The organism is Frisingicoccus sp. (genome assembly GCF_048388605.1).
GTDB lineage: Bacteria > Bacillota > Clostridia > Lachnospirales > Lachnospiraceae > Frisingicoccus.
The window spans coordinates 90,680-114,835 of sequence record NZ_DBGCTU010000039.1 but is presented as its reverse complement, the minus strand read 5'-3'; the positions used below and the strand labels follow the sequence as shown (position 1 = coordinate 114,835).

The 24,156-nt window shown below is 43.4% G+C and carries 26 protein-coding genes; 23 read left to right on the top strand and 3 right to left on the bottom strand.

Features of this window, described 5'->3' with window-relative positions:
* From ACMN7X_RS10610 to ACMN7X_RS10575, 8 genes are all read left to right on the top strand, one after another.
* Positions 1-312 (top strand): acyl-CoA dehydrogenase family protein (locus ACMN7X_RS10610; protein WP_418745874.1); only part of this gene is annotated, 312 nt, incomplete at its 5' end.
* 64 nt (positions 313-376) lie between these two features.
* Positions 377-1,675: a GntP family permease gene (locus ACMN7X_RS10605; protein WP_418747441.1), complete on the top strand. Its 1,299-nt coding sequence runs from the start codon at positions 377-379 to the stop codon at positions 1,673-1,675.
* A 67-nt stretch (positions 1,676-1,742) separates the two neighbouring features.
* The gene (locus ACMN7X_RS10600; protein ID WP_418747440.1) at positions 1,743-3,308 is read left to right on the top strand and encodes an acyl CoA:acetate/3-ketoacid CoA transferase; all 1,566 of its coding nucleotides are present in this window, start codon (positions 1,743-1,745) and stop codon (positions 3,306-3,308) included.
* A 14-nt stretch (positions 3,309-3,322) separates the two neighbouring features.
* On the top strand, positions 3,323-3,775 hold the full coding sequence (locus tag ACMN7X_RS10595; RefSeq protein ID WP_418747439.1) for a MaoC family dehydratase: 453 nt from the start codon (positions 3,323-3,325) through the stop codon (positions 3,773-3,775).
* A gap of 232 nt (positions 3,776-4,007) precedes the next feature.
* A complete protein-coding gene (locus ACMN7X_RS10590; RefSeq protein ID WP_418747438.1) occupies positions 4,008-5,147 on the top strand; it encodes an acyl-CoA dehydrogenase family protein in 1,140 nt (379 codons plus the stop codon).
* A 26-nt stretch (positions 5,148-5,173) separates the two neighbouring features.
* Positions 5,174-5,767 (top strand): flavodoxin family protein, encoded by a 594-nt coding sequence (locus ACMN7X_RS10585; RefSeq protein WP_418747437.1) that lies wholly within the window; start codon positions 5,174-5,176, stop codon positions 5,765-5,767.
* Positions 5,768-5,814: 47 nt separating this feature from the next.
* Positions 5,815-6,393, top strand: a complete 579-nt coding sequence (locus ACMN7X_RS10580) for a nitroreductase family protein (protein ID WP_418747436.1) — start codon at positions 5,815-5,817, stop codon at positions 6,391-6,393.
* 311 nt (positions 6,394-6,704) lie between these two features.
* Positions 6,705-7,172 carry a hypothetical protein gene (locus ACMN7X_RS10575; RefSeq protein WP_418747435.1) on the top strand — a complete coding sequence of 156 codons (468 nt, stop codon included), beginning with the start codon at positions 6,705-6,707 and terminating at the stop codon, positions 7,170-7,172.
* A gap of 91 nt (positions 7,173-7,263) precedes the next feature.
* On the opposite strand, the gene ACMN7X_RS10570 is transcribed toward ACMN7X_RS10575, so the two are convergent.
* Positions 7,264-8,151, bottom strand: coding sequence for a LysR family transcriptional regulator (locus tag ACMN7X_RS10570; RefSeq protein WP_418747434.1), 888 nt, complete (start codon positions 8,149-8,151; stop codon positions 7,264-7,266).
* A 161-nt stretch (positions 8,152-8,312) separates the two neighbouring features.
* On the opposite strand from ACMN7X_RS10570, the gene ACMN7X_RS10565 reads away from it, so the two are divergent.
* Positions 8,313-9,236 carry an alpha/beta fold hydrolase gene (locus ACMN7X_RS10565; RefSeq protein WP_418747433.1) on the top strand — a complete coding sequence of 308 codons (924 nt, stop codon included), beginning with the start codon at positions 8,313-8,315 and terminating at the stop codon, positions 9,234-9,236.
* A gap of 201 nt (positions 9,237-9,437) precedes the next feature.
* The gene (locus tag ACMN7X_RS10560; RefSeq protein WP_418747432.1) at positions 9,438-10,223 is read left to right on the top strand and encodes an enoyl-CoA hydratase/isomerase family protein; all 786 of its coding nucleotides are present in this window, start codon (positions 9,438-9,440) and stop codon (positions 10,221-10,223) included.
* A gap of 85 nt (positions 10,224-10,308) precedes the next feature.
* On the opposite strand, the gene ACMN7X_RS10555 is transcribed toward ACMN7X_RS10560, so the two are convergent.
* Entirely contained in the window at positions 10,309-11,199 is an 891-nt protein-coding gene (locus ACMN7X_RS10555; RefSeq protein ID WP_418747431.1) for a LysR family transcriptional regulator, read from the bottom strand.
* A 409-nt stretch (positions 11,200-11,608) separates the two neighbouring features.
* Here ACMN7X_RS10555 and ACMN7X_RS10550 point away from each other — a divergent pair, with 409 nt between their 5' ends.
* The 7 genes from ACMN7X_RS10550 (at position 11,609) to ACMN7X_RS10520 (ending at position 16,012) form a co-directional block, all read left to right on the top strand.
* Complete coding sequence (locus ACMN7X_RS10550) at positions 11,609-12,805, top strand: acetyl-CoA C-acetyltransferase (protein ID WP_418747430.1); 1,197 nt, start codon at positions 11,609-11,611, stop codon at positions 12,803-12,805.
* 12 nt (positions 12,806-12,817) lie between these two features.
* Positions 12,818-13,666 carry a 3-hydroxybutyryl-CoA dehydrogenase gene (locus ACMN7X_RS10545; RefSeq protein ID WP_418747429.1) on the top strand — a complete coding sequence of 283 codons (849 nt, stop codon included), beginning with the start codon at positions 12,818-12,820 and terminating at the stop codon, positions 13,664-13,666.
* 169 nt (positions 13,667-13,835) lie between these two features.
* Positions 13,836-14,303 (top strand): GNAT family N-acetyltransferase, encoded by a 468-nt coding sequence (locus ACMN7X_RS10540; protein WP_418747428.1) that lies wholly within the window; start codon positions 13,836-13,838, stop codon positions 14,301-14,303.
* Positions 14,304-14,331: 28 nt separating this feature from the next.
* The gene (locus ACMN7X_RS10535) at positions 14,332-14,760 is read left to right on the top strand and encodes a PH domain-containing protein (RefSeq protein WP_418747427.1); all 429 of its coding nucleotides are present in this window, start codon (positions 14,332-14,334) and stop codon (positions 14,758-14,760) included.
* 3 nt (positions 14,761-14,763) lie between these two features.
* Entirely contained in the window at positions 14,764-15,234 is a 471-nt protein-coding gene (locus ACMN7X_RS10530) for an N-acetyltransferase family protein (protein ID WP_418747426.1), read from the top strand.
* Between the two features lie 120 nt (positions 15,235-15,354).
* Entirely contained in the window at positions 15,355-15,612 is a 258-nt protein-coding gene (locus tag ACMN7X_RS10525) for an AbrB/MazE/SpoVT family DNA-binding domain-containing protein (protein ID WP_418462492.1), read from the top strand.
* A 10-nt stretch (positions 15,613-15,622) separates the two neighbouring features.
* Positions 15,623-16,012, top strand: coding sequence for a putative toxin-antitoxin system toxin component, PIN family (locus tag ACMN7X_RS10520; RefSeq protein WP_418747444.1), 390 nt, complete (start codon positions 15,623-15,625; stop codon positions 16,010-16,012).
* 263 nt (positions 16,013-16,275) lie between these two features.
* Here the strand turns inward: ACMN7X_RS10520 and ACMN7X_RS10515 are convergent, their stop codons facing one another.
* Positions 16,276-17,187 carry a LysR family transcriptional regulator gene (locus ACMN7X_RS10515; protein ID WP_418747425.1) on the bottom strand — a complete coding sequence of 304 codons (912 nt, stop codon included), beginning with the start codon at positions 17,185-17,187 and terminating at the stop codon, positions 16,276-16,278.
* Positions 17,188-17,374: 187 nt separating this feature from the next.
* Here ACMN7X_RS10515 and ACMN7X_RS10510 point away from each other — a divergent pair, with 187 nt between their 5' ends.
* The 6 genes from ACMN7X_RS10510 to ACMN7X_RS10485 are packed head-to-tail and all read left to right on the top strand — an operon-like array spanning position 17,375 to position 24,115.
* Positions 17,375-18,160: an electron transfer flavoprotein subunit beta gene (locus tag ACMN7X_RS10510; protein ID WP_418747424.1), complete on the top strand. Its 786-nt coding sequence runs from the start codon at positions 17,375-17,377 to the stop codon at positions 18,158-18,160.
* 22 nt (positions 18,161-18,182) lie between these two features.
* A complete protein-coding gene (locus ACMN7X_RS10505) occupies positions 18,183-19,190 on the top strand; it encodes an electron transfer flavoprotein subunit alpha/FixB family protein (protein ID WP_418747423.1) in 1,008 nt (335 codons plus the stop codon).
* Complete coding sequence (locus tag ACMN7X_RS10500; RefSeq protein ID WP_418747422.1) at positions 19,184-19,960, top strand: acyl-CoA dehydratase activase; 777 nt, start codon at positions 19,184-19,186, stop codon at positions 19,958-19,960. Before ACMN7X_RS10505 ends, ACMN7X_RS10500 begins: the two co-directional genes overlap by 7 nt.
* Positions 19,961-19,997: 37 nt before the next feature.
* Positions 19,998-21,263 (top strand): 2-hydroxyacyl-CoA dehydratase subunit D, encoded by a 1,266-nt coding sequence (locus ACMN7X_RS10495; RefSeq protein ID WP_418747421.1) that lies wholly within the window; start codon positions 19,998-20,000, stop codon positions 21,261-21,263.
* Between the two features lie 15 nt (positions 21,264-21,278).
* Entirely contained in the window at positions 21,279-22,406 is a 1,128-nt protein-coding gene (locus ACMN7X_RS10490; protein ID WP_418747420.1) for a 2-hydroxyacyl-CoA dehydratase subunit D, read from the top strand.
* A 38-nt stretch (positions 22,407-22,444) separates the two neighbouring features.
* A complete protein-coding gene (locus ACMN7X_RS10485; RefSeq protein ID WP_418747419.1) occupies positions 22,445-24,115 on the top strand; it encodes an L-lactate permease in 1,671 nt (556 codons plus the stop codon).
* Positions 24,116-24,156: the final 41 nt, after the last annotated feature.

Here is a 24,156-nt window from a genome sequence, read left to right as displayed (position 1 = left end):
TTCCAGAACACCCAGTTTAAACTGGCAGAGCTTCAGACAAAGGTGGACGCCGGCCGTATGCTCGTATGGCGCTGCGCGATGCTGAAGGACGCCGGACTTCCGTTTGGCAAGGAAGCGGCTATGGCGAAGCTTTACAATTCGGATGTAGCCAACCTGGTAACCCGCGAATGTGTACAGCTTTCGGGCGGTTACGGCTACACAAGAGAGTATCCGATGGAACGTATGATGCGTGACGCGAAGATCACAGAGATCTATGAGGGAACTTCGGAGGCTCAGAAGATGGTTATCTCCAGAGCTATCGGTGTGAAATAATCAGATTATTCAGGGGGATATTTCAGAGGATTTAAGGGAGAAAAAATCAAAGGAGAAATAGAAGATGAATGTATTAAGTGTTATTGGGCTGATTATCGCCATGTTCCTTTTAGTGTTCCTGGCGATGAAAGGGATTCACGTTCTCGCCATTGCATTGATTTGCTCAATTATTCTTGCAGCAACAAGCGGAATGAACGTTTGGACCGTGTTGACAGAAAATTATATGCCTGGATTCTCAAGTTTCATTACAGCAAACTTTTTGGTATTCCTGGCAGGCGCGTTGTTTGGTAAGTTTATGAATGACAGCCATGCGGCAGATGCAATTGCCAACTGGATTGTTAAGAAACTCGGGGCATCCAAGGCCGTTCTTGCCGTTGTACTCAGCTGTTTCGTACTTTGCTACGGCGGTGTCAGCGTATTCGTTGTTGGCTTTACTATTTTCCCGATTGCCATCAGCTTATTTAAAGAAGCAGATTTGCCGAGAAATATGCTTCCGGCAACGATTGGTTTTGGTTCGATCACATTTGCGATGACCTGTCCTGGTACACCGCAGATTCAGAATATCATTCCAACCCAGACATTGGGAACAACAACAATGTCCGGTGCGGTGATCGGTATTATTGCAGGTATCTTCATGTTTATTGTCGGTTATATCTGGCTGAATCAGATGATTAAAAAAGAGGTTGCAAAGGGAAATCATTTTGTGGCTAAAGAGGGAGAAGAAACTACTCAGTTGAGCGAAGATGAAATGCCAAACGTTGGACTTTCCTTTGTCCCATTGATCGTAACTATCATTCTTATGAACGCTTTGAAGGTTCCGGCCGCTGTTGCTATCTTTATCAGTATCGTTATCGGTGTTGTTTTATTAAATAAGACCTATAAACCAACGATGATCGCAGGAACATTTGCAGGCGGCGCAACATCTGCTATTGGCGCGATCGCCAATACAAGTGCCGTTGTTGGTTTTGGTTCTGTTGTTAAAGCGATTCCGTTATTCCAGACAATTCTGGATGCTATGCTGAGTATTCCTGGCCCGGCGTTGGTTGGCGCAGCAATTGCTGTCACAGTTATCTGTGGTTTGACAGGTTCTGCTTCCGGTGGTTTGGGTATTGCCATCCCGTTGGTTGGACCGACTTATGTGGAAATGGGTGTAGCACCGGCAGCCCTTCACCGTGTTGCTTCGATTGCTTCCGGCGCATTGGATTCTGTACCTCACAATGGTTATATTGTAACACTTTTGAACCTTTGCGGTGAGACCCATAAGGATGCGTATATGCCATTATTCTGGCTGACGGTTGTTCTGCCGTTTATCGCATGTGCACTGGCAATTGTATTGTTCCAGTTATTCCCGGCACTTCCGTAAGGAAATATTGATCAAATAAGCGGGCCGTTTTATACAGGCCCGCTGTAAAAATAGGAGGTTTTGTATAATGAGTAAATTAGTAACACCTGAATTTGCGGCATCTTTGATTAAAGATGGCATGTCTGTTGGTATGGGCGGTTTCGTTGGATTCGGAACACCGGAAGAAGCCCTGATCGCTATTGAAAAGAGATATCTGGAAACTGGGGAGCCAAAGAATCTGACTGTCTTCCATGGCGCAGGTATCGGCGACAGCGCAACCCGCGGTATGAATCACATGGGACATGAAGGCATGATCAAACGTCTTATTTGTGCCCATGTAGGACTTGCTCCAATGCTCGGAAAACTTTGTGTGGAAAATAAAGTGGAATGCTTTATCCTTCCTCAGGGCGTATGCAGCCATATTTTAAGAGCAACTGCAGGAAAGAAACCTGGCCTTATCACCCATGTCGGCTTAAAAACCTATGCAGACCCTCGTGTTGAGGCTTGTAAAGGAAATGAAGCAGCACGTCAGTCCGGACATGAAGTTGTTCAGTTGATCCAGGTGGATGGAAAAGATTATCTTTTCTATAAATCTGTTCCGCTGGATATCTGCTTTATCCGCGGCACCTATGCTGATGAAGCCGGAAATGTTTCTATGGTTAAAGAAGGTCTTCACGGCGATCAGCTTGAAATGGCAATGGCTACAAGAAACAGCGGCGGTATTGTTGTTGTTCAGGTTGAAAAGATGGTACAGAAGGGTACTTTACCTGTAAAAGATATTAAGATTCCGTCCTTTATGGTAGATTATGTGATTGAAGCAAAACCGGAAAATCACTGCCAGTCCTTCATGGGACCGGATTATCGTCCGGAGCTCACAGGCGAGATTTATATTCCATTGGATGCCATCGAGCCTATGCCGTTGAATCCACGTAAGATCTGCGGACGCCGCGGCGCTATGCTCTTAAAGAAGGGTGCCGTTGTTAACCTTGGTATCGGCGTTGCTGAAGCTATTGCAGCCGTAGCCGGTGAAGAAGGCGTTGCAGACCAGATTACATTGTCCATCGAGTCCGGCGTTCTCGGCGGTGTTCCGACCGGCGGCCTTGGAATCGGCGGTACAGTGAATCCGGAATCTATTGTAAAACAGCCGGATACCTTTGATTTCTACGATGGCGGCGGTCTTGATATGGCCTTCCTCGGATTGGCTGAAGTCGATGAAAAAGGTAATGTTAACGTATCCAAATTCGGCGGACGTATGGTCGGCCCTGGCGGATTTATCAATATCACACAGAATGCAAAGGTTGTAGGCTTCTGCGGAACATTTACAGCCGGCAAGATGAAATGGGAGATCAAAGACGGTAAACTGAATATCATCGAAGATGCACCGAATATCAAATTTAAGAAAGCGGTAGAACAGATTACATATTCCGGAGAATACGGCGTAGAAACCGGTCAGACCGTATATTATATCACTGAACGTGCATTATTTAAACTGGTTCCTGGCGGCATGAAACTTCTTGAGATCGCACCGGGTGTTGATCTGCAGAAAGATATTCTGGATAAGATGGAATTCACACCGATCATGGATGAAGAAGTTAAAATTATGGACGAAAAAATCTTTACCGATGCGTTAATGCATCTTACCATTGAAGAATAGGAACAGGTGATTATATGAGTATGTTAGATCCAAACAGCATTAATATGAGCGGTTATGCGATCTCTGAATTGTCTGTTGGGCAGAAAGCCAGCTTCAGCAAGACAATTTTAGGCGCGGATATTTACAATTTCGCAGGAATTATCGGAGACTTTAATCCGGTACATGTGAATGCGGAATATGCAAAAACAACACGTTTCGGCGGACAGATTGCCCACGGTATGTTAACAGCCTCCTTTATTTCTACCGTATTGGGCATGGCCCTGCCGGGAGCAGACGCCATTTTCCTGGAACAGAATCTGAAGTTTACTGCACCGGTTCATGTTGGTGATACAATTACTGCAACAGCAGAAATTATCGATATGGACGAAAAACATAAGATTCTTACTATGAAAACCGTTGTTGCGATTCAGGACGGTACAGTTGTTGTCGATGGTCAGGCCAAGATCATGGCAACAAAGAAATTATAAAATTTCTTAGATAGATTAAAAATCCATTAATAAATTCATATTCCGCGAGAGCGGAAATCAAAAACTTCCTTTATAATATGCGGAGGCCTCATGGTTTGCACCGACTGTGAGGCCTCCCATTTTTCCGCAAAGTCCAAAAACTATAAACCAAAGGTTGAAAAAAAGTTGAAAAAAGTATCATTGTTTTTTATATGAATATGTAGCACAATAGAAGTGAAAGGGAGAGATTAATATGGCATATTTATGTTCAGAAGAAACACAGGAATTGATTGAAGCAGTTAGCGAGTTCTGCGATAACGAAGTAAAAGAGCAGTCTAAAGAGTATGACCGCACCGGCGAGTGGCCAAAGGAGATTTATGATAAGGCAATGGAAATGCAGCTCCATATGCTGGATGTGCCGGAAGAGTATGGCGGCCTTGGACTGGACAAGTTGTCCATAGCGGCAATCCTTGAGGAGATGGCAAAGGCAGACGCCGGTTTTGCACTGACATTTTCTGTAAGTAATATTGGATTAAAATCGGTATTTCTTGCAGGAACGGAAGCTCAGAAAAAGAAATTCTGCGATACCATTGTATCCGGGCATTTTACCGGTTTTGCTCTGACTGAGCCGCAGGCCGGTTCCGATGCGAGCGCCGGTCGGACAACCGCTAAAAAAGACGGTGACAGCTATATTTTAAATGGCCGGAAATGCTTCATTACCAATGGCGGAGTGGCCGGAATTTATGTAGTGACAGCCATGACGGATAAGAGCAAAGGCGTTAAAGGAATGAGTGCATTTCTTGTGGAGGACGGCACCCCTGGTTTTACATACGGAAAGCATGAGGATAAAATGGGTATTCGGGGTTCCCGGACTTGCGACCTTGTTTTTGATGATTGCCGCATACCTGCGGAAAACCTTCTCGGTAAAGAAGGAGAAGGCTTTAAGATCGCTATGCAGACGCTGGACGTCAGCCGTACATTTATTGGCTGTATGGCTGTGGGAATCGCCCAGAGAGCTATGGAAGAGGCGATTGCCTATGGTAAAGAACGTATTCAGTTTGGCAAGCCGATCGTCAGCAATCAGGCGATCGCATTTAAACTGGCAGATATGGAGATTCAGATCGAGACAGCCCGTCAGATGGTGGCTCACGCCTGTACTCTGATGGAAAAGGGCCTGCCTTACGGTAAAGAATCGGCCATTGCCAAAGCCTACGGCGGCGATGTGGCAATGAAAGTAACATCCGAAGCCATCCAGATTTTCGGCGGTTACGGCTACAGCCGGGAGTATCCGGTTGAAAAGCTGATGCGCGATGCGAAAATTTATCAGATTTTTGAGGGAACCAATGAGATTCAGCGTGTGGTTATTGCAAACCATTTGTTGAAAGAATATTAATTAAAAGTAGAATGGGGAGGTATCCTATGAGGGCTGCGATTATTTATGGAAGTCCGCGAAAAAAAGGGAACACGGCAGCTTTGCTGGCGCCTTTTATGGATGAACTTCATAAAAATGGTGTTTCCGTCGATTATTTTGATGTCTATGAGAAAGAAATTGCCGGATGCAGAGCATGTCTTGGATGTCAGAAAGACGCTGAGAAAGTCAGTTGTGTCATTTCCGATGATATGCAGCCGATTTTAAAATCTATGGAAGCGGCGGATTTAATCATTATTGCAGCGCCTGTTTATGCCTGGTCTGCGCCTGCGCCGGTGAAAGCGGTGATCGACAGGGCAATTTATGCCTCCTGTAAATATTATGGGGATGATCCCCATGGTCCCGCTCTGTTTAAAGGAAAGCGGCTTGCATTGCTTACGACTTGCGGTTATCCCGTGGAGAAGGGAGCTGACCTCTATGAAGAGATGATGAAGCGCTATTGCAAACATTGTGGTTTGACCTATGTGGGGATGTTGGCGGAGAGACAGAGAAATCTGAAGGAAGCTTTTATGGATGAAACAAAGGAAAGTCATGCAAGAGAATTTGCAAGAGCGCTTAACAGCGCAGAAGAGCGACATGCGTGAAAACCTTTGTTTGGCGATAGACCTTATATCAAAAAAGGAGGGGTTTTATGAACACCTATGAAACTATTTTAACTCGCCGGAGTATTCGGTCTTATCTCGATACGCCGGTAGATCCGGGGGATTTAAAAGAAATTCTGGAAGCGGGGACATGGGCACCATCGGGAGTTAATCTGCAGCCATGGTATTTAGTGGCTATTCAGAGCAAAGAGAAGCTGGAGATGCTCGGCGAGGTTATGGAGCGGGTTTCGGCGAAGATTGAGCCCTCCCTGAAGGCCCGTTTTGCCAACGCTCCGGCGGTTGTCGATGAGACGACCCAGTTTATAAGAAAACTTGGCGGCGCGCCGGTTTATATTCTTGCATTCCAATTGAAACCGGATTATGAAAATACGGCGGATATGATCAATCTGAGTATCGGCGCTGCCCTGGAAAATATTTTGCTGGCAGCCCGGGATAAGGGCCTCGGAACATGCTGGCTGACGGCGCCGGTGGAAGCTGAAGTGGGGAATGAACTTCGGGATATCTTTGCACCGGGAAAAGGGCCGCTGGTTGCCCTGATCACCCTCGGTTATCCGGCCAAAGAAGCCAGAGTGCCAAAGCGGAAAGACGGACGCTATACAATTGTATAAATAAAAGCAGACGAAAAGCTGCCGCTTGAATGAATGAAAATTCATGGAGCGGCAGCTTGAGTTTTTATATCTCTGTTATACATGTAAAATTTTTGTCGGGATTTTTTGGGCGAAATTTGTCGATGGATGATGATTGTAAATTGTTTTTTTTGATGATAAGATATAAATATATCCGGAAAGCCACTCCGGCTGACCTGTGTAAAATCTTTTGGCCTGTCCGGCCGCATTTTAATATTCAAGTACTTGATTCTGAGTAATTTTCAACAATTGATTTTTAATTCCAATATGGTAAAATATAGGAGGAAATGCTTATGAAGCAACCATTGATACCGTTAACACAATTGAATCTGACAAATCGTTTTTTATTCGATGAAGTCATGGATGATGCTCAAACCCATCAGGATGTCCTAAGTATCATTTTGGGGCGTGATATCCCCCTGTTGGAACAAAATGACAGTGAAAAAGAGCATCGGATACATAAACGGGTGTGTAAGGTTCGGACAAACGAGCAAGTCGGGGTGAGATATATGCAGGCCTGGGAAGAAAGAATTTATGATAAGGAAGAAGCGCGGGAGGAAGGATTTTCCGAAGGAATGTGCATTCGTACAATTTCTCTTGTGAAGAGAAACTTGTCTAAAGGTGTGTCTGTGTCAGATATTGCACAATTTATGGGCGAAACGGAAGACAGTGTTGAAAAGATAGCCGATATGATAAGGTGCCACCCGGAGGCAGATGAGGCGGAACTTTACCGCTTGCTTTATCCGTCAGAAGAGGAATAGTTTTATGAAAATACGAAAGATAAAAAGACGAAAACTGATGGGATTTTTCAGATTTCGTCTTTATTTTTGCAAACTAAAAGTGGAACGCTTATCAATCAAAAAGCGAAAAGTATTCTTGAATATGACGAATCAACGCTTTGCTGGCAGTTGAAAGAAAAGTGTTTTTTGGATATACGAGAGTCAGTTCCCATATAAAAGCAGGTTTGAACGGGAGGGTGACCACCGGTTCCCGGGCATAATACTCGATAATCGGCCTTGGAAGCACAAGAATATTGTCGGATAGAGCGGACAAGTCAGACAAAAACTGACAGTTTGCGCCTTCAAAAGCAATCTTCGGATAGATATGTTCCGCATTAAATCGTTCCGTTAATTGGGCCCGCATATTAAAGGTTTCATCAAAGGTGATAAATGGTGTATTTTCAAGGTCTTTAATGGTGATGAAGCTTCGCTTGGCCCATGGATGGGACGGACTGATCCCTGCAGCCACCTGATTTCGGATCAGGGGCAGTTCATTCAGAGTATCCATGTAGACGGGCCGCATAATAATGGCCATATCGATGGTTCCGGCAGTTACCATTCCGGCCAGAGCATTTCCGCCGGTTTCAACGGTGCGCAGAGATATATTTGGGTATTTTTTCTGAAATTGGATAAGCGGTTCCGGCATATACATTGATGCAACGACGGATGGCAGACCGATACATACTTTTCCTTGTTCCAGATTCTTTGTGGCAGCGATTTCATCGTGCATCTGATTAATATATTTAAAAATTTTTGTGGATTTTTCCAATACGATCTGCCCTGTATCTGTGGGGAGAAGTTCATTTTCCCTGCGGTAGAATAGTGTTGTCCCAAGTTCATCCTCTATTTTACGCAGGGATTTATATAGAGCCTGCTGTGAAATGTACAATTCCTGAGCAGCCTGGGCCATATTCTGCTTTTTGCCGATCGAGGCAATATATTTTAACTCTCTTAGTTCCATAGAATTTCCCCCAATACATATATTTGTTTATATTATAACATATTTTTTATGATTTGATTTTGGCGGTTAAACTTCAAATTGAAAAAGTGCATAAATTCGGATGATTGCCTGTTTAAAGGATATATGACAAAATAAAATAAAAAAGAAATGAGGAGAAGGCTATGGGAGATTATTTTAAGTATTTTAAAGTATCCGATGGGACGGAAGTAGAGTATGTAGATATGGGAGGAACAGGAAAGACATTTTTTTATGTTCCGGGATACGGCGCCGGTGCGGATTTTCCAGGTATGTTGTTTTCTGTATTGAAGGATAAGTTTCGCTGTATTTCCATCACGCATAGAGGTTTTGCTCCTTTTGACGGAGTACATAAAGGAACACCGGCTACAGGAGAGTTGGGAACAGCTCAGGCGGCACGGGACATCAAGGAATTGATCGAATATCTCGGACTTGATGATATTATTATGCTTGGATATTCTATGGGTGGACATGTTGTCTTTTCATATATAGAACAATTTGGCTGCGCACATCTGGCAAAAGTGATGATCGGAGATATGACGCCAAGACTCATTAATGATGAAACGTGGAAGCATGGTCTTCTTCAGGGGCATTATACGGCGGAGCAGTATCAGATCGATCTTGAACTGATGAAAACGGATTATATGAAATTTAATCTATATTTTCTGTATCAGTCTGTTTTCCCACATACGGCAGATGAGCCGAGAGATTTTATTTTTACGGAGGAAATGAAAAAGAAAATAGATGAGTATGCAGCTTCTTATGGTGTACCCGGACTTACCGGGGATACGGTTGCCTATATTCCGAAGGAGAAGTGGGCAGCCTATAGAGAATACTGGAAAAGTATGGGAGAGGCGGATTTCCGCGGTATGCTGAAGGATATCGTGGTTCCAACGGCGATTGTATATACAGTTCCGGGGTCAGTTTATGAGTATGGCGCCGGTGAATACCTCTGCGAGCATATCCCGGATGCGGTGGCCTACCCGATGGAAGGCTGTACCCATAATACGCCGCACGAGGCAAAACTTCCTGAGTTTGCCCGGATTATCTGTGAGTTTGCCGATAAGTAAATAAAAAACAAAATGTTGAATTTTCTAAGGCTCTCGGATGGAATCATCTGTTGAGCCTTAGTTTTTTTGTCCCAAAATGTAAGAGATGGGAATAAATAGAAAGTTGAAAAAGCACATAAATATGGATGATTGCCTGTTTAAAATCCATATGACAAAATATAGACAAGGATATCCGAAAACAGTTGGGAAGGAGTTTTTTTTATGAAAGGTATTAAATATGAGGTTACAGGTCAAAACGGAAACATTGGTATTATTACCCTGAATCGTCCGGCGGCTTTGAATGCAATGAATACGGAAACAGTGAATGAAATGCGTCAGTTGTTGTCGGAGATCAATGAAGATGAAAATATTCGCTGTCTGATCCTCACAGGTGAAGGCCGGGCCTTTTGTGCGGGCGGGGACATCAATGAGGAGTCGGAGACAAGAGTTATTACAGGTTATAAATTCAGCAGAAACTGTGCGGAGGTGCTCGACACGATAGAACATTTCCGGACACCGGTTATTGCAGCCATCAATGGTTATGCTTTGGGCGGCGGATTAGAATTTGCATTAGCCTGCGATATACGTATTGCGTCTAAAAAAGCTTATTTAGGTTCTCCGGAGATTTCTCTGGCTGTTATCCCGGGATGGGGCGGCACTCAGAGACTGCCTCGGCTTATACCTGTATCGAAGGCAAAACAGTTGATGTTCACGGGGGATAAGGTTTCAGCAGAGGAAGCTTATCGAATCGGACTGGTAGATGAAGTGTCAGAACCGGAGGAATTGATGAAGGATGCCATGGAAATGGCAGAGAAAATTGCCCACTGGGGTCCGCTGGCAATGAAATATTTAAAGATTGCCGTGACGGATGGAATTGAATGTGATCTTCAGAGAGGACTTCAGATTGAAGCAGCGCTTTTTGCGCAGCTTTATGGAACTGAGGACCAGCAGGAAGCAATGCACGCATTTCTTGAGAAGCGGCCGCCAAAGCCTTTTATCGGGAAATAGTTTAAATGTTCTAATTTGATTCTTCTTTGATTTTTTCAGGGCCCTCGGGCGGTTGTTGCCGGGGGCCCTGATTTTATGTAAAAATTTATTCAAAGTTTGTAAAAACATATTCCTGAATATGATTAATTAAAGCTTTGCTTGCCGTGGACAGAAATGAATTTTTCTGGAATATCAATGAAAGTTCCCATGGAAAAGCGGGCTTAAAAGGCAGAGTTTTCACCTCTTCTTTGGCATAAAATTCAATCATTGGTTTTGGAAGAACAATGATTTTTTCGGATAGATCAGCCAGCTCAAACAAAAACTGGCAGCTGGCGCCTTCAAAAGCGATGTTCGGGTGTACGTTATTGGCACGAAAATGTTCATCGAGCTGAGCGCGCACATTGAATGTTTTGTCAAAGGTGATAAAGGATGTTTCCTCAAAATCTTTAATAGTTACAAAGTTTTTGCTGCTCCAGGGATGGGATGGTTTAATACCGGCAACAATCTGATTTTTGATCAGCGGGATTTCGTTCAAAAGATCGGAATAAACGGGCCGCATAATGATCGCCATATCAACATCGCCGGAGATGACCATTTCAGCCAGGGCATTTCCACCGGCCTCGACAGTGTGCAGGGAAATACCGGGATATTTTTGCTGAAATTGGATTAAAAGGTTTGGAAGATACATTGTTCCGACAATTGAAGGAAAACCAATACTGACTTTTCCCTGTTTTAAATGCTTGGTTGCCGCCACGGAGTCATTCATCTGGGCGATCAAAGCAGAAATCTCACCGGCCTTTTGGAGTACGATTTCACCTGTATCCGTGGGCACCAGTTCATTTCCTTTGCGGTAGAACAGGGACGTTCCGAATTCCGCTTCGATTTTGCGCAGACTTTTGTACAGCGCAGGCTGTGAAATATAGAGTTCATTTGCAGCATGGGTCATATGACGGGTTTTTCCGATTGCTGTAATGTAATTTAATTCCCTCAATTCCATAAGTTTTCCTCCTTTGAATTATACCTTCTGTTAAATATATTATATCATGGGTGTTCAATATTTGATAAATAACTATAAACTTTTGGTCAAATATTTTTTGTTTTCCCGGAAGAAAAATCATAAAAATTTTTGGATAAATTCAGGCAAAAAAAGACATTTTGAGCCCGATTTTCCGGAATTCCATCGGAGAAGCAAATTAGGGAGCCAAAAGTTTTACTTTTTTTACAAAATAAATAAACGGACAGGATAAAAAATAATGAATTTGATGTAGAAAAAGCGGGGAAAACCCGGTAATTGCTTCTTATAGAAAGTTGTGAGAGAATCAAATCACAACAGGCCAGATTCGAATCGGTAAAAAAGTAAGGGTTAATTTGATAAAGGGTTATATGATTCTGAGGAGGAAAAGAGAATGAAAGAAGTAGTTATCGTCAGCGCGGCGCGGACGCCTTTTGGAAAAATGGGCGGCGCATTAAAAACTTTAAAGGCAACAGATCTTGGCGGACTTGCGATCAAAGAAGCATTGCAGCGTGCGGGAATCGAAGGGAAACAGGTCGATGAAGTCGTTTATGGCATGGTTGTTCCGGCCGGACAGGGCCAGATTCCGGGACGTCAGGCATCCATTAAAGGCGGAATTCCTCATGAAGTACCGGTTGTAACTATTAATAAGGTTTGCGGCTCAGCTTTAAAAGCGGTGACTTTGGGAGCTCAGATGATCAAAGCCGGCGATGCGGATATTATTGTGGCCGGCGGTATGGAGAGCATGAGTAATATCCCGTACGTGCTTGAAAATATGCGGTGGGGCGCCCGGATGAATGATGTGAAAGCGAAAGACGCCATGGTGCTGGACGGCTTATGGTGCCCGGAAAATGATGTTCACATGGCAGTGATCGGCGGACAGGTTGCGGCGGAATATAATGTGACACGGGAAATGCAGGATGCGTGGGCATATCGAAGCCAGAAATTATGGGATGAAGGCGAACGCCAGGGAAAATTTGATGATGAGCGTTTTGCGGTAGAGGTTCCGGGCCCGAAAGGAAAGGTAACCGTTGTAGAAAAAGATGAAGCACCTCGTCCGAGCACAACTATGGAGGGTCTTTCAAAACTTCCGTCATTATTTGTAAAGGACGGCACGGTAACCGCAGGAAATGCCCCGGGAACAAATGACGGCGCTTCCGCCATTGTTCTTATGAGCCGCGAGAAGGCAGAAGAGTTTGGAGCTCCGATTCTTGCATCCATCAAAGGTTATGCTCAGGCATCCAGAGAGTCCAGATATATCGCGACAGTTCCGGGATTGGCTATTCAGAACTTAATGGAGAAAAATCATCTGACGATAAAAGATTTCGATCTGATGGAAATCAATGAAGCCTTTGCGGCCGTTCCGCTGGTAAGCTGCCTCGGTATTCTTGGAATGAGTGAACAGGAAATGGATGAAAAAGTCAATGTCAATGGCGGCGCAGTGGCTGTCGGACATCCGATCGGAGCCACAGGGGCCAGAATCTTAATGACACTGATTTATGAATTAAAACGTTCCGGCAAGAAGAGCGGCGTTGCGGCGATCTGTTCCGGCATGGCCCAGGGCGATGCGGTTTGGGTTGAAGTTGAATAGGAGGAAGAGGAAATGAGCGTGAAAAAAGCGATGGTTATCGGCGCCGGTCAGATGGGCGGCGGAATTGCACAGGTTATGGCGGCAGCCGGTATTGAAACATATTTAAATGATATTAATCTGCAGATTGTCAACAGCCGTTTAGAGTTTATTGATAAACTTCTCAGTAAAGATATTGCCAAAGGACGGCTGGATGATACGCAGAAAAAAGAAACAATGGCGAGACTTATCCCTTCCGATTCTTTGGAGGACGCCAAAGATTGTGATATTGTGATTGAAGCAATCGTGGAAAATATGGAAATCAAGAGCAATACATTCCGGAAATTAGACGAAGTGTGTAAACCGGATTGCATACTGGCAACAAACACATCCTCACTGCCGATTACGGAAATCGCGGCGGTGACAAAACGGCCGGAAAAGGTGATCGGAATGCACTTTATGAATCCGGTGCCGGTGATGAAGCTTGTGGAAATTATCCGGGGAATTGCAACATCGGATGAAACCTATGAAGCGATCAAAGCCTTAACATTAAAATTAAACAAAACACCGGTGGAGGTAAGGGATGTTCCGGGATTTGTTTCCAACCGTGTATTGCAGATGATGATCAACGAAGCGATTTACTGTCTCTATGAAGGCGTTGCCTCTGTTGAAGATATAGATACGGTAATGAAGCTTGGAATGAATCATCCGATGGGGCCTTTGCAGTTGGCAGATTTTATTGGACTGGACACAGTGCTTGCGATCATGGAAGTTATGTATGAAGGATATGCAGACTGTAAATACCGTCCTTGCCCGCTGCTCAGACAGTACGTGAAAGCCGGATGGCTTGGGAAAAAAGCCGGACGAGGATTCTATACATATTAAAATAACAATAAAGCCTTCCTTTATAATATATGGAGACTCTGTGATTTGCACCAATCGCAGAGCCTTCATTTTTTTGTATGAAAACTGTTCAGCGGCATAAGAGGTGTGGTACAATGAAGATATTCAAAGAAACATCAATGGGATCAACGGAGAAAAAGAGGAGAAGAATATGAATTTTACAGTTAGAAATGCAGAGATGAAAGATTATGAATCCGTTATTAAAATAATGAATCAAGTGCAGCAGATGCACGTCCATTGGAGGCCGGATATATATAAACCGAATAACAGCATGATCCCCGAAGATGTATTTGCAAAAATTGTGGAAGGCGATACATTTTTTGTCGCGGAAGCAGGTGAGATTGTCGTTGGAATTATGGAAATAATATTTCAGCACATCGAAACACCATCGCATGTTACAAGGGATGTGATTTTTATTGACAGCATGGCGGTACATGAAGACTATCGGGGCTTGGGAGTCGGGCATTTGTTTTTTGAAAAAGTGAAGCAGATTAAAGAGGAAAAACACTGTGATGGCATTGAGTTACAGGTCAATTCAAAAAATAAAGCGGCATACGAAATGTATCTAAAATATGGTTTTACTGTGAAATCTATAAATATGGAATTGCTGTACCAATAGAATTAATGAAGATAGAGGGGCGGTTGTTATGAGATTTGAGGGAAAAGTATCATGGTGGTTTTATGCAATCATTATAGGCGTTGCGGCATTTCTTATACCGCTCATTATTGTCAGCGCCTGTGTAGAGCCAAATGCTGCTGCTCTGATCACTACTTTGGCGGTATTTCTTGTGGTGGAATTATTTTGTCTTTCCATTGTCCTGCATAATTATGTGGAACTTCAGGATGAAGCACTGCTTATTGTTTTTGGTTTTATAAAGAAGAAAATCCCATACAGCGATATCCTTTCGATTTCCACGACAAGGGATGCTTCGTCTTCTCTGGCCGCATCTCTTGACAGAATTGAAGTAAAATATAAGAATAAGTCGGCGGTAATGATATCTGTCATGGATAAAGAGGGTTTTTTCAATAAAATGAAGGAATATAATCCAAATATGATTATATGCCAGGAGGAATAAAAAATGAATTATAAAATCCGGGAAATCAGAGAAAGTGAGTATCCGATATTAGCTGATTTTTTGTATGAAGCAATATTTATTCCGGAGGGAATGGAAAAGCCGCCAAAGTCTATTATTGAACAGCCTGAGCTGCAAGTATATATTACAGATTTTGGAAAAGCAGATGATTGGTGCCTTGTGGCGGAAGTGGAAGAGAGGATTGTGGGCGCAGTATGGGTGCGTATTATGGATGACTATGGGCATATAGATGCCGAAACACCTTCATTTGCCATGGCGCTGCATGAAGAATACAGGCATTTAGGCATTGGCACGGCGCTTATGAGAGCGATGCTGCAGCTTTTAAAAGATAAAGGATACAGGCAGGCATCCTTATCTGTACAGAAAGCAAATTATGCGGTGAATATGTATCGAAAAGCAGGTTTTGAGGTTGGTGATGAAAATGAGGAAGAATATATAATGATCTGCCGACTGTAATTAGTGAAAACAATTGCAGGGATAATTATTGAAAGGGATTGATATTATATGTTTTATTGCGTATAATAAAGATGTAAAGAAAGTAAAGAAAACCAAGCGGTTTTGAAAGGATGATGAAACATGGAGGTAGCAAAGATTTCCAGTAAAGGGCAGATTACTATTCCTGTATCTGTGAGGAATAAGTTGAATTTGAAAGCAGGGGATAAAATTGTTATTTTAGAAGAAAACGGCAGGTTCTATTTTGAAAATTCCGCAATGTTGGCATTTAAAAGGGCGGAGGATGTCTTTGCCGGAGAAGCAAAGAGAGCAGGTTTTCAGACCGAGGAGGAAATGCAGGATTATATGAAAGAAATTCGGAAAGAAGTAAGGGGGTATTAGTTTGCGAGTAATGCTGGATACCAACATTTTTGTATCTATGATTTTCTTTCCATCTGTGCAGACCAGGGAACTTGCAAGGAAACTGACAGACAGCCATCAGATTGTAATCTGCGATTATGTGATTGAGGAACTGCGGCTTGTCACAGACCGGAAGTTTCCGGTAAAAAGGAGATTTCTTGACCGCTTTTTTTTGGAGCTGCCTTTTGAGTTGGTTTACACACCGAAAGTACTGGATTTGAATGAGTTTCCGGAAATGCGGGATACAAAGGATTCTCCAATACTGGCAACAGCAATTATGGAAGGGATTGATGTATTCATAACTGGGGATAAGGACTTTCTGGTTTTGGATGTGGATATGCCGGAGATTGTTACTATGGCAGAATTTTTAGAACAATATTAAGAAAAAAGTAGACAGTATGCAGAGCGAAAAGAGGGGCCGCGCTTAGAATTTGGAATTTTTATTCCTGAAGGCGCAGGCTCTTTTTGTGTTTAAATAAAAAATAAATAGGACAATAAAATCCCCGTAATTTGTTATGTTACGGGGATTTTTGCGTTATAAAGAAAATAAAAGACGATAAAAACATGTCAAAAAATCACCAAATTATGAAAAGAAATATGGATATATTTACTATTCATGATAACAAAAAGTGATTAAATAAATAACTAAAAGTGATAGTATGGATCCGGCTTATTTTGAAAAATGTACTCCTGAATGAAATTAATCAGTGCTTTGGAGGCTGTAGACAGGAAAACATTTTTACGGAATATAAGGCATAGTTCCCACGGAAAAGTTGGACTGAAAGGAATCATTTTTATCGGGTCATCCTTACAATACAGTTCAATCATCGGAATAGGAAGAATGAGAATACTGTTTGAAAGGGTGGCATATTTGTATAAAAATTGACTGCTCGAACTTGTCAGGGCAAAGTTTGGATGAATATTTTCGGCACGAAAACGTTCTATCAGTTGGGTATGAATGTTAAAGTTTTCGTTAAAGGTGACAAAAGGGACATCTTTGAAATCATGTATTGTTACTGAATTTCGGGTAGCCCAGGGATGGGATTTATTGACACAGGCAACCATCTGATTTTTTATGATAGGTATCTCATTTAGAGCGTCAGAGTGGACCGGGCGCATAATAATAGCCATATCTATTTCTCCGTCAGTAACCATACGGGCCAGAGCCGCACCGCCGGCTTCCGTGGTATATAAAGCGATGTTTGGATGTATTTGTTGGAATTTAATGAGCAGATCCGGGAGATACAGGTTTCCAACAACTGTAGGGAAACCCAGATGGACTTTTCCCTGTTTTAAATTTTTTGTTGCAGCGATGGAATCCTCCATTTGAGCAACCAGGTTCAAAATGGATTTGGAATTTTCCAGTAAAATGGCACCAGTATCTGTCGGCAAAAATTCATTTCCATGCCTGTAAAAAAGCATTGTGTCTAGTTCAGCCTCTACTTTTCGCAATGCTTTATGCAGAGCCGGTTGTGAAATATATAGATTTTGAGCAGCCTTAGTCATATTTTTTGTTTTTGCCAATTCTACAAAATAACGCATTTCTCGTATATCCATGAAAATTCCCCCTAAGATAAATGCAAGGTTTCATTTATAAAGTTAATTATATGACGAAGTTTGTTGGAAAAGCAAGGAACTCTAAGTTATATTTTTCAGAAAAAAGGATATTTGTATTCATAGTCAAAAAATGCAACAATGAGGACACAGATACTCGAGAAAAAATTTAAAAGAAAGGATTTTGAGAATGAAAATTGTTGTGTGTGTAAAACAGGTACCGGATACGACGGAAGTCCGGCTTGATCCGGTAACAAATACGCTGATCCGAGACGGTGTGCCAAGCATTATCAATCCGGATGATAAAGCGGGAATCGAGGCGGCATTAAAGTTAAAGGAGAAAGTTGGAGGAACAGTTACGATTGTATCAATGGGACCTCCTCAGGCAGATGTGGCACTGAGAGAAGCATTGGCTATGGGTGCGGATGATGCCATTCTTATCAGTGATCGGGCCTTTGGCGGCGCAGATACATGGGCAACCTCGTCAACCATCGCCGCAGCCTTAAAGAAACTGGATTATGACCTGATTATCACCGGCCGTCAGGCAATTGACGGGGATACAGCCCAGGTTGGCCCTCAGATTGCAGAACATCTTGGAATTCCTCAGGTAAGTTATGTGGAAGATATTCAGGTTGATGGGGAAGCTTTGATCGTAAAACGCAAATTTGAAGACAGGAGTCATATGCTGAAGGTAAAGATGCCGGCTCTTTTAACAGCATTGAGTGAATTGAATACACCGAGATATATGACGATTAAAGGCGTTTATAAAGCTTATTCCAAAGAGATTAAGGTCTGGGGACTGGAAGAATTAAAGGATACGGTGGATGTAGCGAATATCGGACTTAAAGGTTCGCCGACAAAGGTACGGAAATCCTTTACGAAGCAGGCTAAGGGTGCCGGCGAAAAATTTAAGGGTTCCGATGATGAAGCTGTAGCATTAATTGTTAAAAAATTAGCAGAAAAACATTTGATTTAATGCAGAGAGGATTGAAAGTCTGATGAGTAAAGATATTTATGTATTTGCAGAGCAGAGAGATGGAAACATTCAGAAGGTTGCTCTGGAATTAATTGGAAAAGGTCGGGAACTGGCAGATACTTTGAATCAAAAAGTGATTGCAGTGCTTCTCGGAAATGAAATTAAAGAAAAGGCCAAGGATTTGGTAAAGGCCGGAGCAGACGGTGTCATCGTGATTGAACACGCCATGCTTGCAGAGTATACAACAGAACCCTATGCCAAAGCAGTAGCAACTGTTATTCGGGAGAAAGAGCCGGAGATTTTTCTTTTTGGCGCAACGGCGATTGGCCGGGATTTGGCACCTAGGGTTTCTGCAAGAATCCATACAGGCCTGACAGCCGATTGTACAGGATTGGCGATTGATGAGGAGAGTAAAAATCTGTTGATGACCCGTCCGGCTTTTGGCGGAAATATTATGGCAACAATTGTCTGCGAAGAACATCGGCCGCAGATGGCTACCGTCCGTCCGGGAGTTATGAAAGCATTGGATGCAGATATGCAGCGTCAGGGAAAGATTGAATCCATGAGTATCGGATTCAGCGAAGCAGACCAGACAGTGGAACTTCTGGAAGTTTTGAAAGAGGAACGTCAGATTGCGGATATAACAGAAGCTAAAATCCTTGTTTCCGGCGGACGCGGCATGGGGAATGCAGAGAATTTCTATGAATTGCTGAAACCGTTGGCAGAAGTTTTTGATGGGGCAATTTCCGCATCAAGAAGCGCTGTGGATTCGGGATGGATCGACCACGAATGTCAGGTTGGACAGACAGGAAAGACTGTTCGCCCGGATTTATATCTGGCCTGCGGTATTTCCGGTGCTATCCAGCATGTGGCAGGTATGGAAGGCGCGGAATATATCGTGGCGATTAACAAAAATGAAACGGCTCCGATTTTTGATGTGGCAGATCTTGGAATTGTTGGAAACGTCAATACAATACTTCCAAAATTAGTTGCGGCAATCAGACAATATAAGGAGGAAGCCGGATGTTAACTTTGGGAATTGACATTGGTTCCGCATCCAGCAAGGCAGTCATTTTGAGGGATGGCGCTGAGATGACGGCATCCGCGGTCATTCAGGCGGGCACCGGAACTTCAGGACCGGGCCGTGTTATGGAAGAACTTTTCAGAAATATTGATATAGAACCTCAGGATATCGATTTTACCGTGGCAACCGGATATGGACGATTTTCTGTAGAAAATGCCGATAAACAAATCAGTGAGATCACCTGTCATGCAAAAGGGATTTATTATTTGCTTCCGAAGGCCCGGACGATTATCGATATCGGCGGTCAGGATGCCAAAGCTATTCAGCTGGATGCCAAAGGTAATATTATGAAGTTTGTCATGAATGATAAATGTGCTGCAGGAACCGGTCGTTTTTTGGATGTCATGGCAAGAGTTTTGGAGATTCCTTTAACGGACATGGGGGATGCTCATTTTAAAGCGGATAAATGGGCTTCAGTGAGCAGTACCTGTACTGTATTTGCGGAGTCTGAAGTTATTTCCCAGTTATCAAAGGGTGTGTCCAAAGAAAATATTATTGCCGGAGTTCATCAATCCATTGCAAGTAAAGCGTGCTCCCTTGTGTATCGTGTGGGTGTGAATGACGATGTGATCATGTGCGGCGGCGTGGCCCAGGATGCAGGGGTTGTGGATGCCATCGAAAAAGAATTGCAGCAGAAGATTACAGTGGCTCCGAATCCGCAGATTACCGGAGCACTGGGCGCGGCACTTTTAGCCTATGAACTGCTGATACAGTAGGAGACAGGCACTATTTTTGTAGAAAGAGGGTAAGAAGATGGAAATTAATATTAATGAAGCAAGTGCTAAGGAGTTATTGGCATATTATCAGGAAAAGCTGGATGAGGAAGCCAGAAATGCCCATAGCGAGGGAAGGTTGGTTTGCTGGTCAGCGGCATTATGTCCTTCCGAATTTTGCGAAGCTATGGACGTTTCAATGGTTTATCCGGAAACCCATTCGGCTGGCTGCGGTGCAAGACGTTCTTCTATGGACTGTCTGGAAATCGCGGATCAGAAAGGTTACAACATCGATATTTGTTCCTATGCGCGAACCAATATCGGTTATATGGAAATGCTCAAACAGGAGGCATTGACCGGTGTCACTTCTGAAAAACTGGCAAACTCTAAGGCAGCCAGAGTACCGCTGCCGGATTTTGTTCTCACCTGCAATAATATTTGCAATACCTTGCTTAAGTGGTATGAAAATCTGGCGCGTGAACTGGATATTCCGTGTATCATTATCGATGCACCGTTTAATCATACCATGCCGGTTCCAAGACATAATAAGGAATATATGGTCGGCCAATTTCAGTCAGTGATCGCAAAACTCGAAAAAATTTGCGGACGGCAGTTTGATTATGATAAATTCCTGGCAGCCCAGGTTCAGACACAGCGTTCGATTTATCAGTGGAATCGTGTCGCCTCCTATGCTTTCAGAAAGCCGTCGCCATTAAATGGTTTTGATTTATTTAATTATATGGCAATGCCGGTGACATGTCGTTCAAAAAAATATTCGGAGATTGTTCTGAAAAAATTCGCAGATGAATTGGAAGAGAATGATAAGAATGGAAAATATGCGTTTGGCGCGGCCGAAAATGAAAAAAATCGTGTCACATGGGAAGGTATCGCCGTGTGGCCGTATCTGGGGACAACATTTAAGGGCCTTAAAAATGAGGGCGCTTTGATGACCGGTTCCGCTTATCCGGGAATGTGGGATTTTGAATATATTCCTGGTGATATGATGTCTATGGCTGAAACCTATTCTAAGGTTTATTTGAATTGCGGAGCGCCGCATCGATATGAGGAATTTTACAAAGTTGTGGATAATTCCAAGAGTGACGGTATTATTCTCCACACAAATCGAAGCTGCAAGATTATGGCTTTCCTGAATGGTGAGGGCGCTGAGTTTATTAATACAAAGAAAAAGGCTCCGTTTGTAAGCTTTGATGGTGACCAAACCGACCCTCGTGTATTTGCACCGGCCCAGTTTGAGACGCGTATGCAGGCGTTATCTGAAATGATGAACAGCCAGAAAAATCAGTAGAGGGAGGAATGAAAGATGAGAGCAGTTGATGATATTATCAGAGAATTCAGAGCAATAGCAGATAATCCGAAAAAAGCTATGGAAGATTATAAAAAAGAAACCGGAAAGGGTGCTGTAGGTATTATGCCGGTATATTGCCCGGAGGAAATCGTACATGCAGCAGGCTATTTACCTATGGGAATGTGGGGAACGCAGAAGAAAACAATCTCTAAAGCCCGTACATATTGGCCGCCTTTTGCATGCTCCATCATGCAGTCGGTTACAGAACTTATGGCGGAAGGGGTTTATGATGATTTGGAAGCCGTTATTTTTTCCGTACCTTGTGACACATTGAAGTGTATGAGTCAAAAATGGCAGGGAAAGGCGCCGGCAATCGTATTCACCCATCCTCAGAACCGAAAGGATGCATACGCGGTGGCAAATGTATTTTGTCGTGAGGAGTATGCCATTGTTAAAGAGAAGCTTGAAAATATTCTCGGTGTGACGATTACAACAAGAGATTTACAGCGAAGTATCGATATTTATAATGAAAACCGTCAGGTTTGTCGTGATTTCTGCGACCTTGCCGCTGATTATGCGGGAAGAATTAAGCCGTCTGAACGGCATGCGGTAATCAAAGCCCGGTGGTTTATGGAAAAATCCAGACATACGGCGTTGCTTAAAGAATTAATTGAGGCAGTTAAAGCTGAACCGAAGCCGGAATTCAAAGGAAAGAAGATTATAGTTACCGGCATTATGGCGGAACCATATGAAGTATTGGACATTTTTGAGGAAAATGGTTTTGCGATTGTGGCTGATGATCTGGCACAGGAATCACGTCAGTTCCGGCAGGATGTTCCGCAGGACGCAGATCCGTTGATGGCGCTGGCCAAGGCTTGGAATAACTTTGATGGTTGTTCCCTTGCGACTGATGAATTTAAGCCAAAAGGAAAAATTATTATTGATGCCGTAAAAAAATACGATGCAGATGCAGTGATTGTCTGTATGATGAAGTTCTGTGATCCGGAGGAATTTGATTATCCGATTCTTCTTCAGGAATTTGAGCCGGAGGGAATTCGCAGTCTCTTTATCGAGATCGATCAGGAATCTACCGCTTTTGAACAGGTAAAAACCCGGGTGCAGACATTCGCTGAAATTCTGTAAATCCGTAATTAAATATGTATTGAGGGGAGGATTTACATATGTATGCACTTATTGCTTTTATACCAATTATTTTTACAGTTATTGTGATGGCCGGTTTTAATTGGCCGGCGAAGCGGGCGCTGCCTCTGGCGTGGCTGATCACAGCCATTCTTTCGTTGGCGGTATGGAAAATGGATATACTTACCGTAGGCGCTTATACAGTTTCCGGATTTTTAAATTCTCTGGACACATTGGCCGTTATCTTCGGTGCGATCCTTATTATGAATACTTTAAAACATTCCGGCGCAATGAAGGTTATCAATAATATGTTTACGACAATCAGTGATGACCCAAGAATTCAGGCAGTTATTATCGGATTTATGTTCGGGGCATTTATTGAAGGTGCTGCCGGTTACGGGACTCCGGCAGCTCTGGCGGCTCCGCTTCTGATAAGCCTGGGCTTCCCGCCATTATGTGCGGCGATGGTTGCCTTGATCTACAATAGTGTTCCTGTTAATTTTGGTGCCGTAGGTCTGCCGCCAAATACGGCAATGAATCTTATTTCCGGAATGATTTCGGACAGAGGTGCGGACCCGGAGGCATTTAAGCTTGTGTTGGCAAAATGGGTGGCCATACCCAATGCCATCATTGCCCCGATCATCATTTTTGTAGCCATGGCTATGATGTGCAAGATTTATGGGAAAACAAAATCCATTAAGCCGGCGGTTGAATGTTTGCCGTTCATTATCGTGGCTGCACTGATTTTTGATATTCCATATGTGTTGATCGCTACTTTCTTGGGAACTGATCTGCCGTCCCTTCTGGCAGCACCGATTGGTATGCTCGGTACGATTTTTATGGCACGGAAAGGAATTCTTATTCCGAAAAACCGATTTGAATTCCGTGCCGCATCCGAATGGGAACCTTATTGGAAATCGGTGGCCGAAGTGCAGGAAGATGAAACGATGAAGGGCGAGGCTACCATGTCGCCAATTATGGCATGGATTCCTTATGGGGTTATAGCCATTGTGCTTGTGATTACACGTGTTGCTCTTCAGAGTGTCATGAATGTCGGAACGCTTCCATGGGCCATAAGTATTAAAAATATTCTTGGTGTATCCGGTGTGGATTGGACATTCAAATGGGCATGGAGTCCGGGAATCCTGCCGTTTACAATAGTTGCCCTGTTGATCATTCCGTTACATAAAATGAAGGGTGAACAGGTGAAAGCGGCCTGGAAGGAAACGGGCAGAATGGTCAGTGGCGCGGCGATCGCTCTGTTATTCGGCATCGCTATGGTACAGTTATTCCGTTTTTCAAATGTAAATGCAAGTGGATTAAACAGTATGCTGATCGAGATGGCCAGAGGCCTGGCAGCTCTTGTTGGTAAAGGATATATTGTAGTAGCTCCTTTGATCGGTGTTCTCGGTGCATTTATTTCAGGTTCGGCAACAGTATCAACGACATTGTTTTCTTCGCTGCAGTATGAGACGGCAACTATTTTGGCATTGCCGGAACTTTTGATTATTGCAATGCAGGTGTCCGGCGGCGCTATGGGTAATATGACTTGTGTGAATAATATTGTTGCGGCCTGTACAACCTGCGGAACCATTGGGGCCGAAGGAAGGCTGATCCGTTCGAATGTGGTTCCGATGCTTATTTATTGTGCATTAACAGTATTGATTCTTGGCGGAGCGATTATGATGGGCGTTAACCCTTTCCCTTTATAATTGGCTGTTAAGATAAAAGGAAAACTCCCGGGGGACAGGGG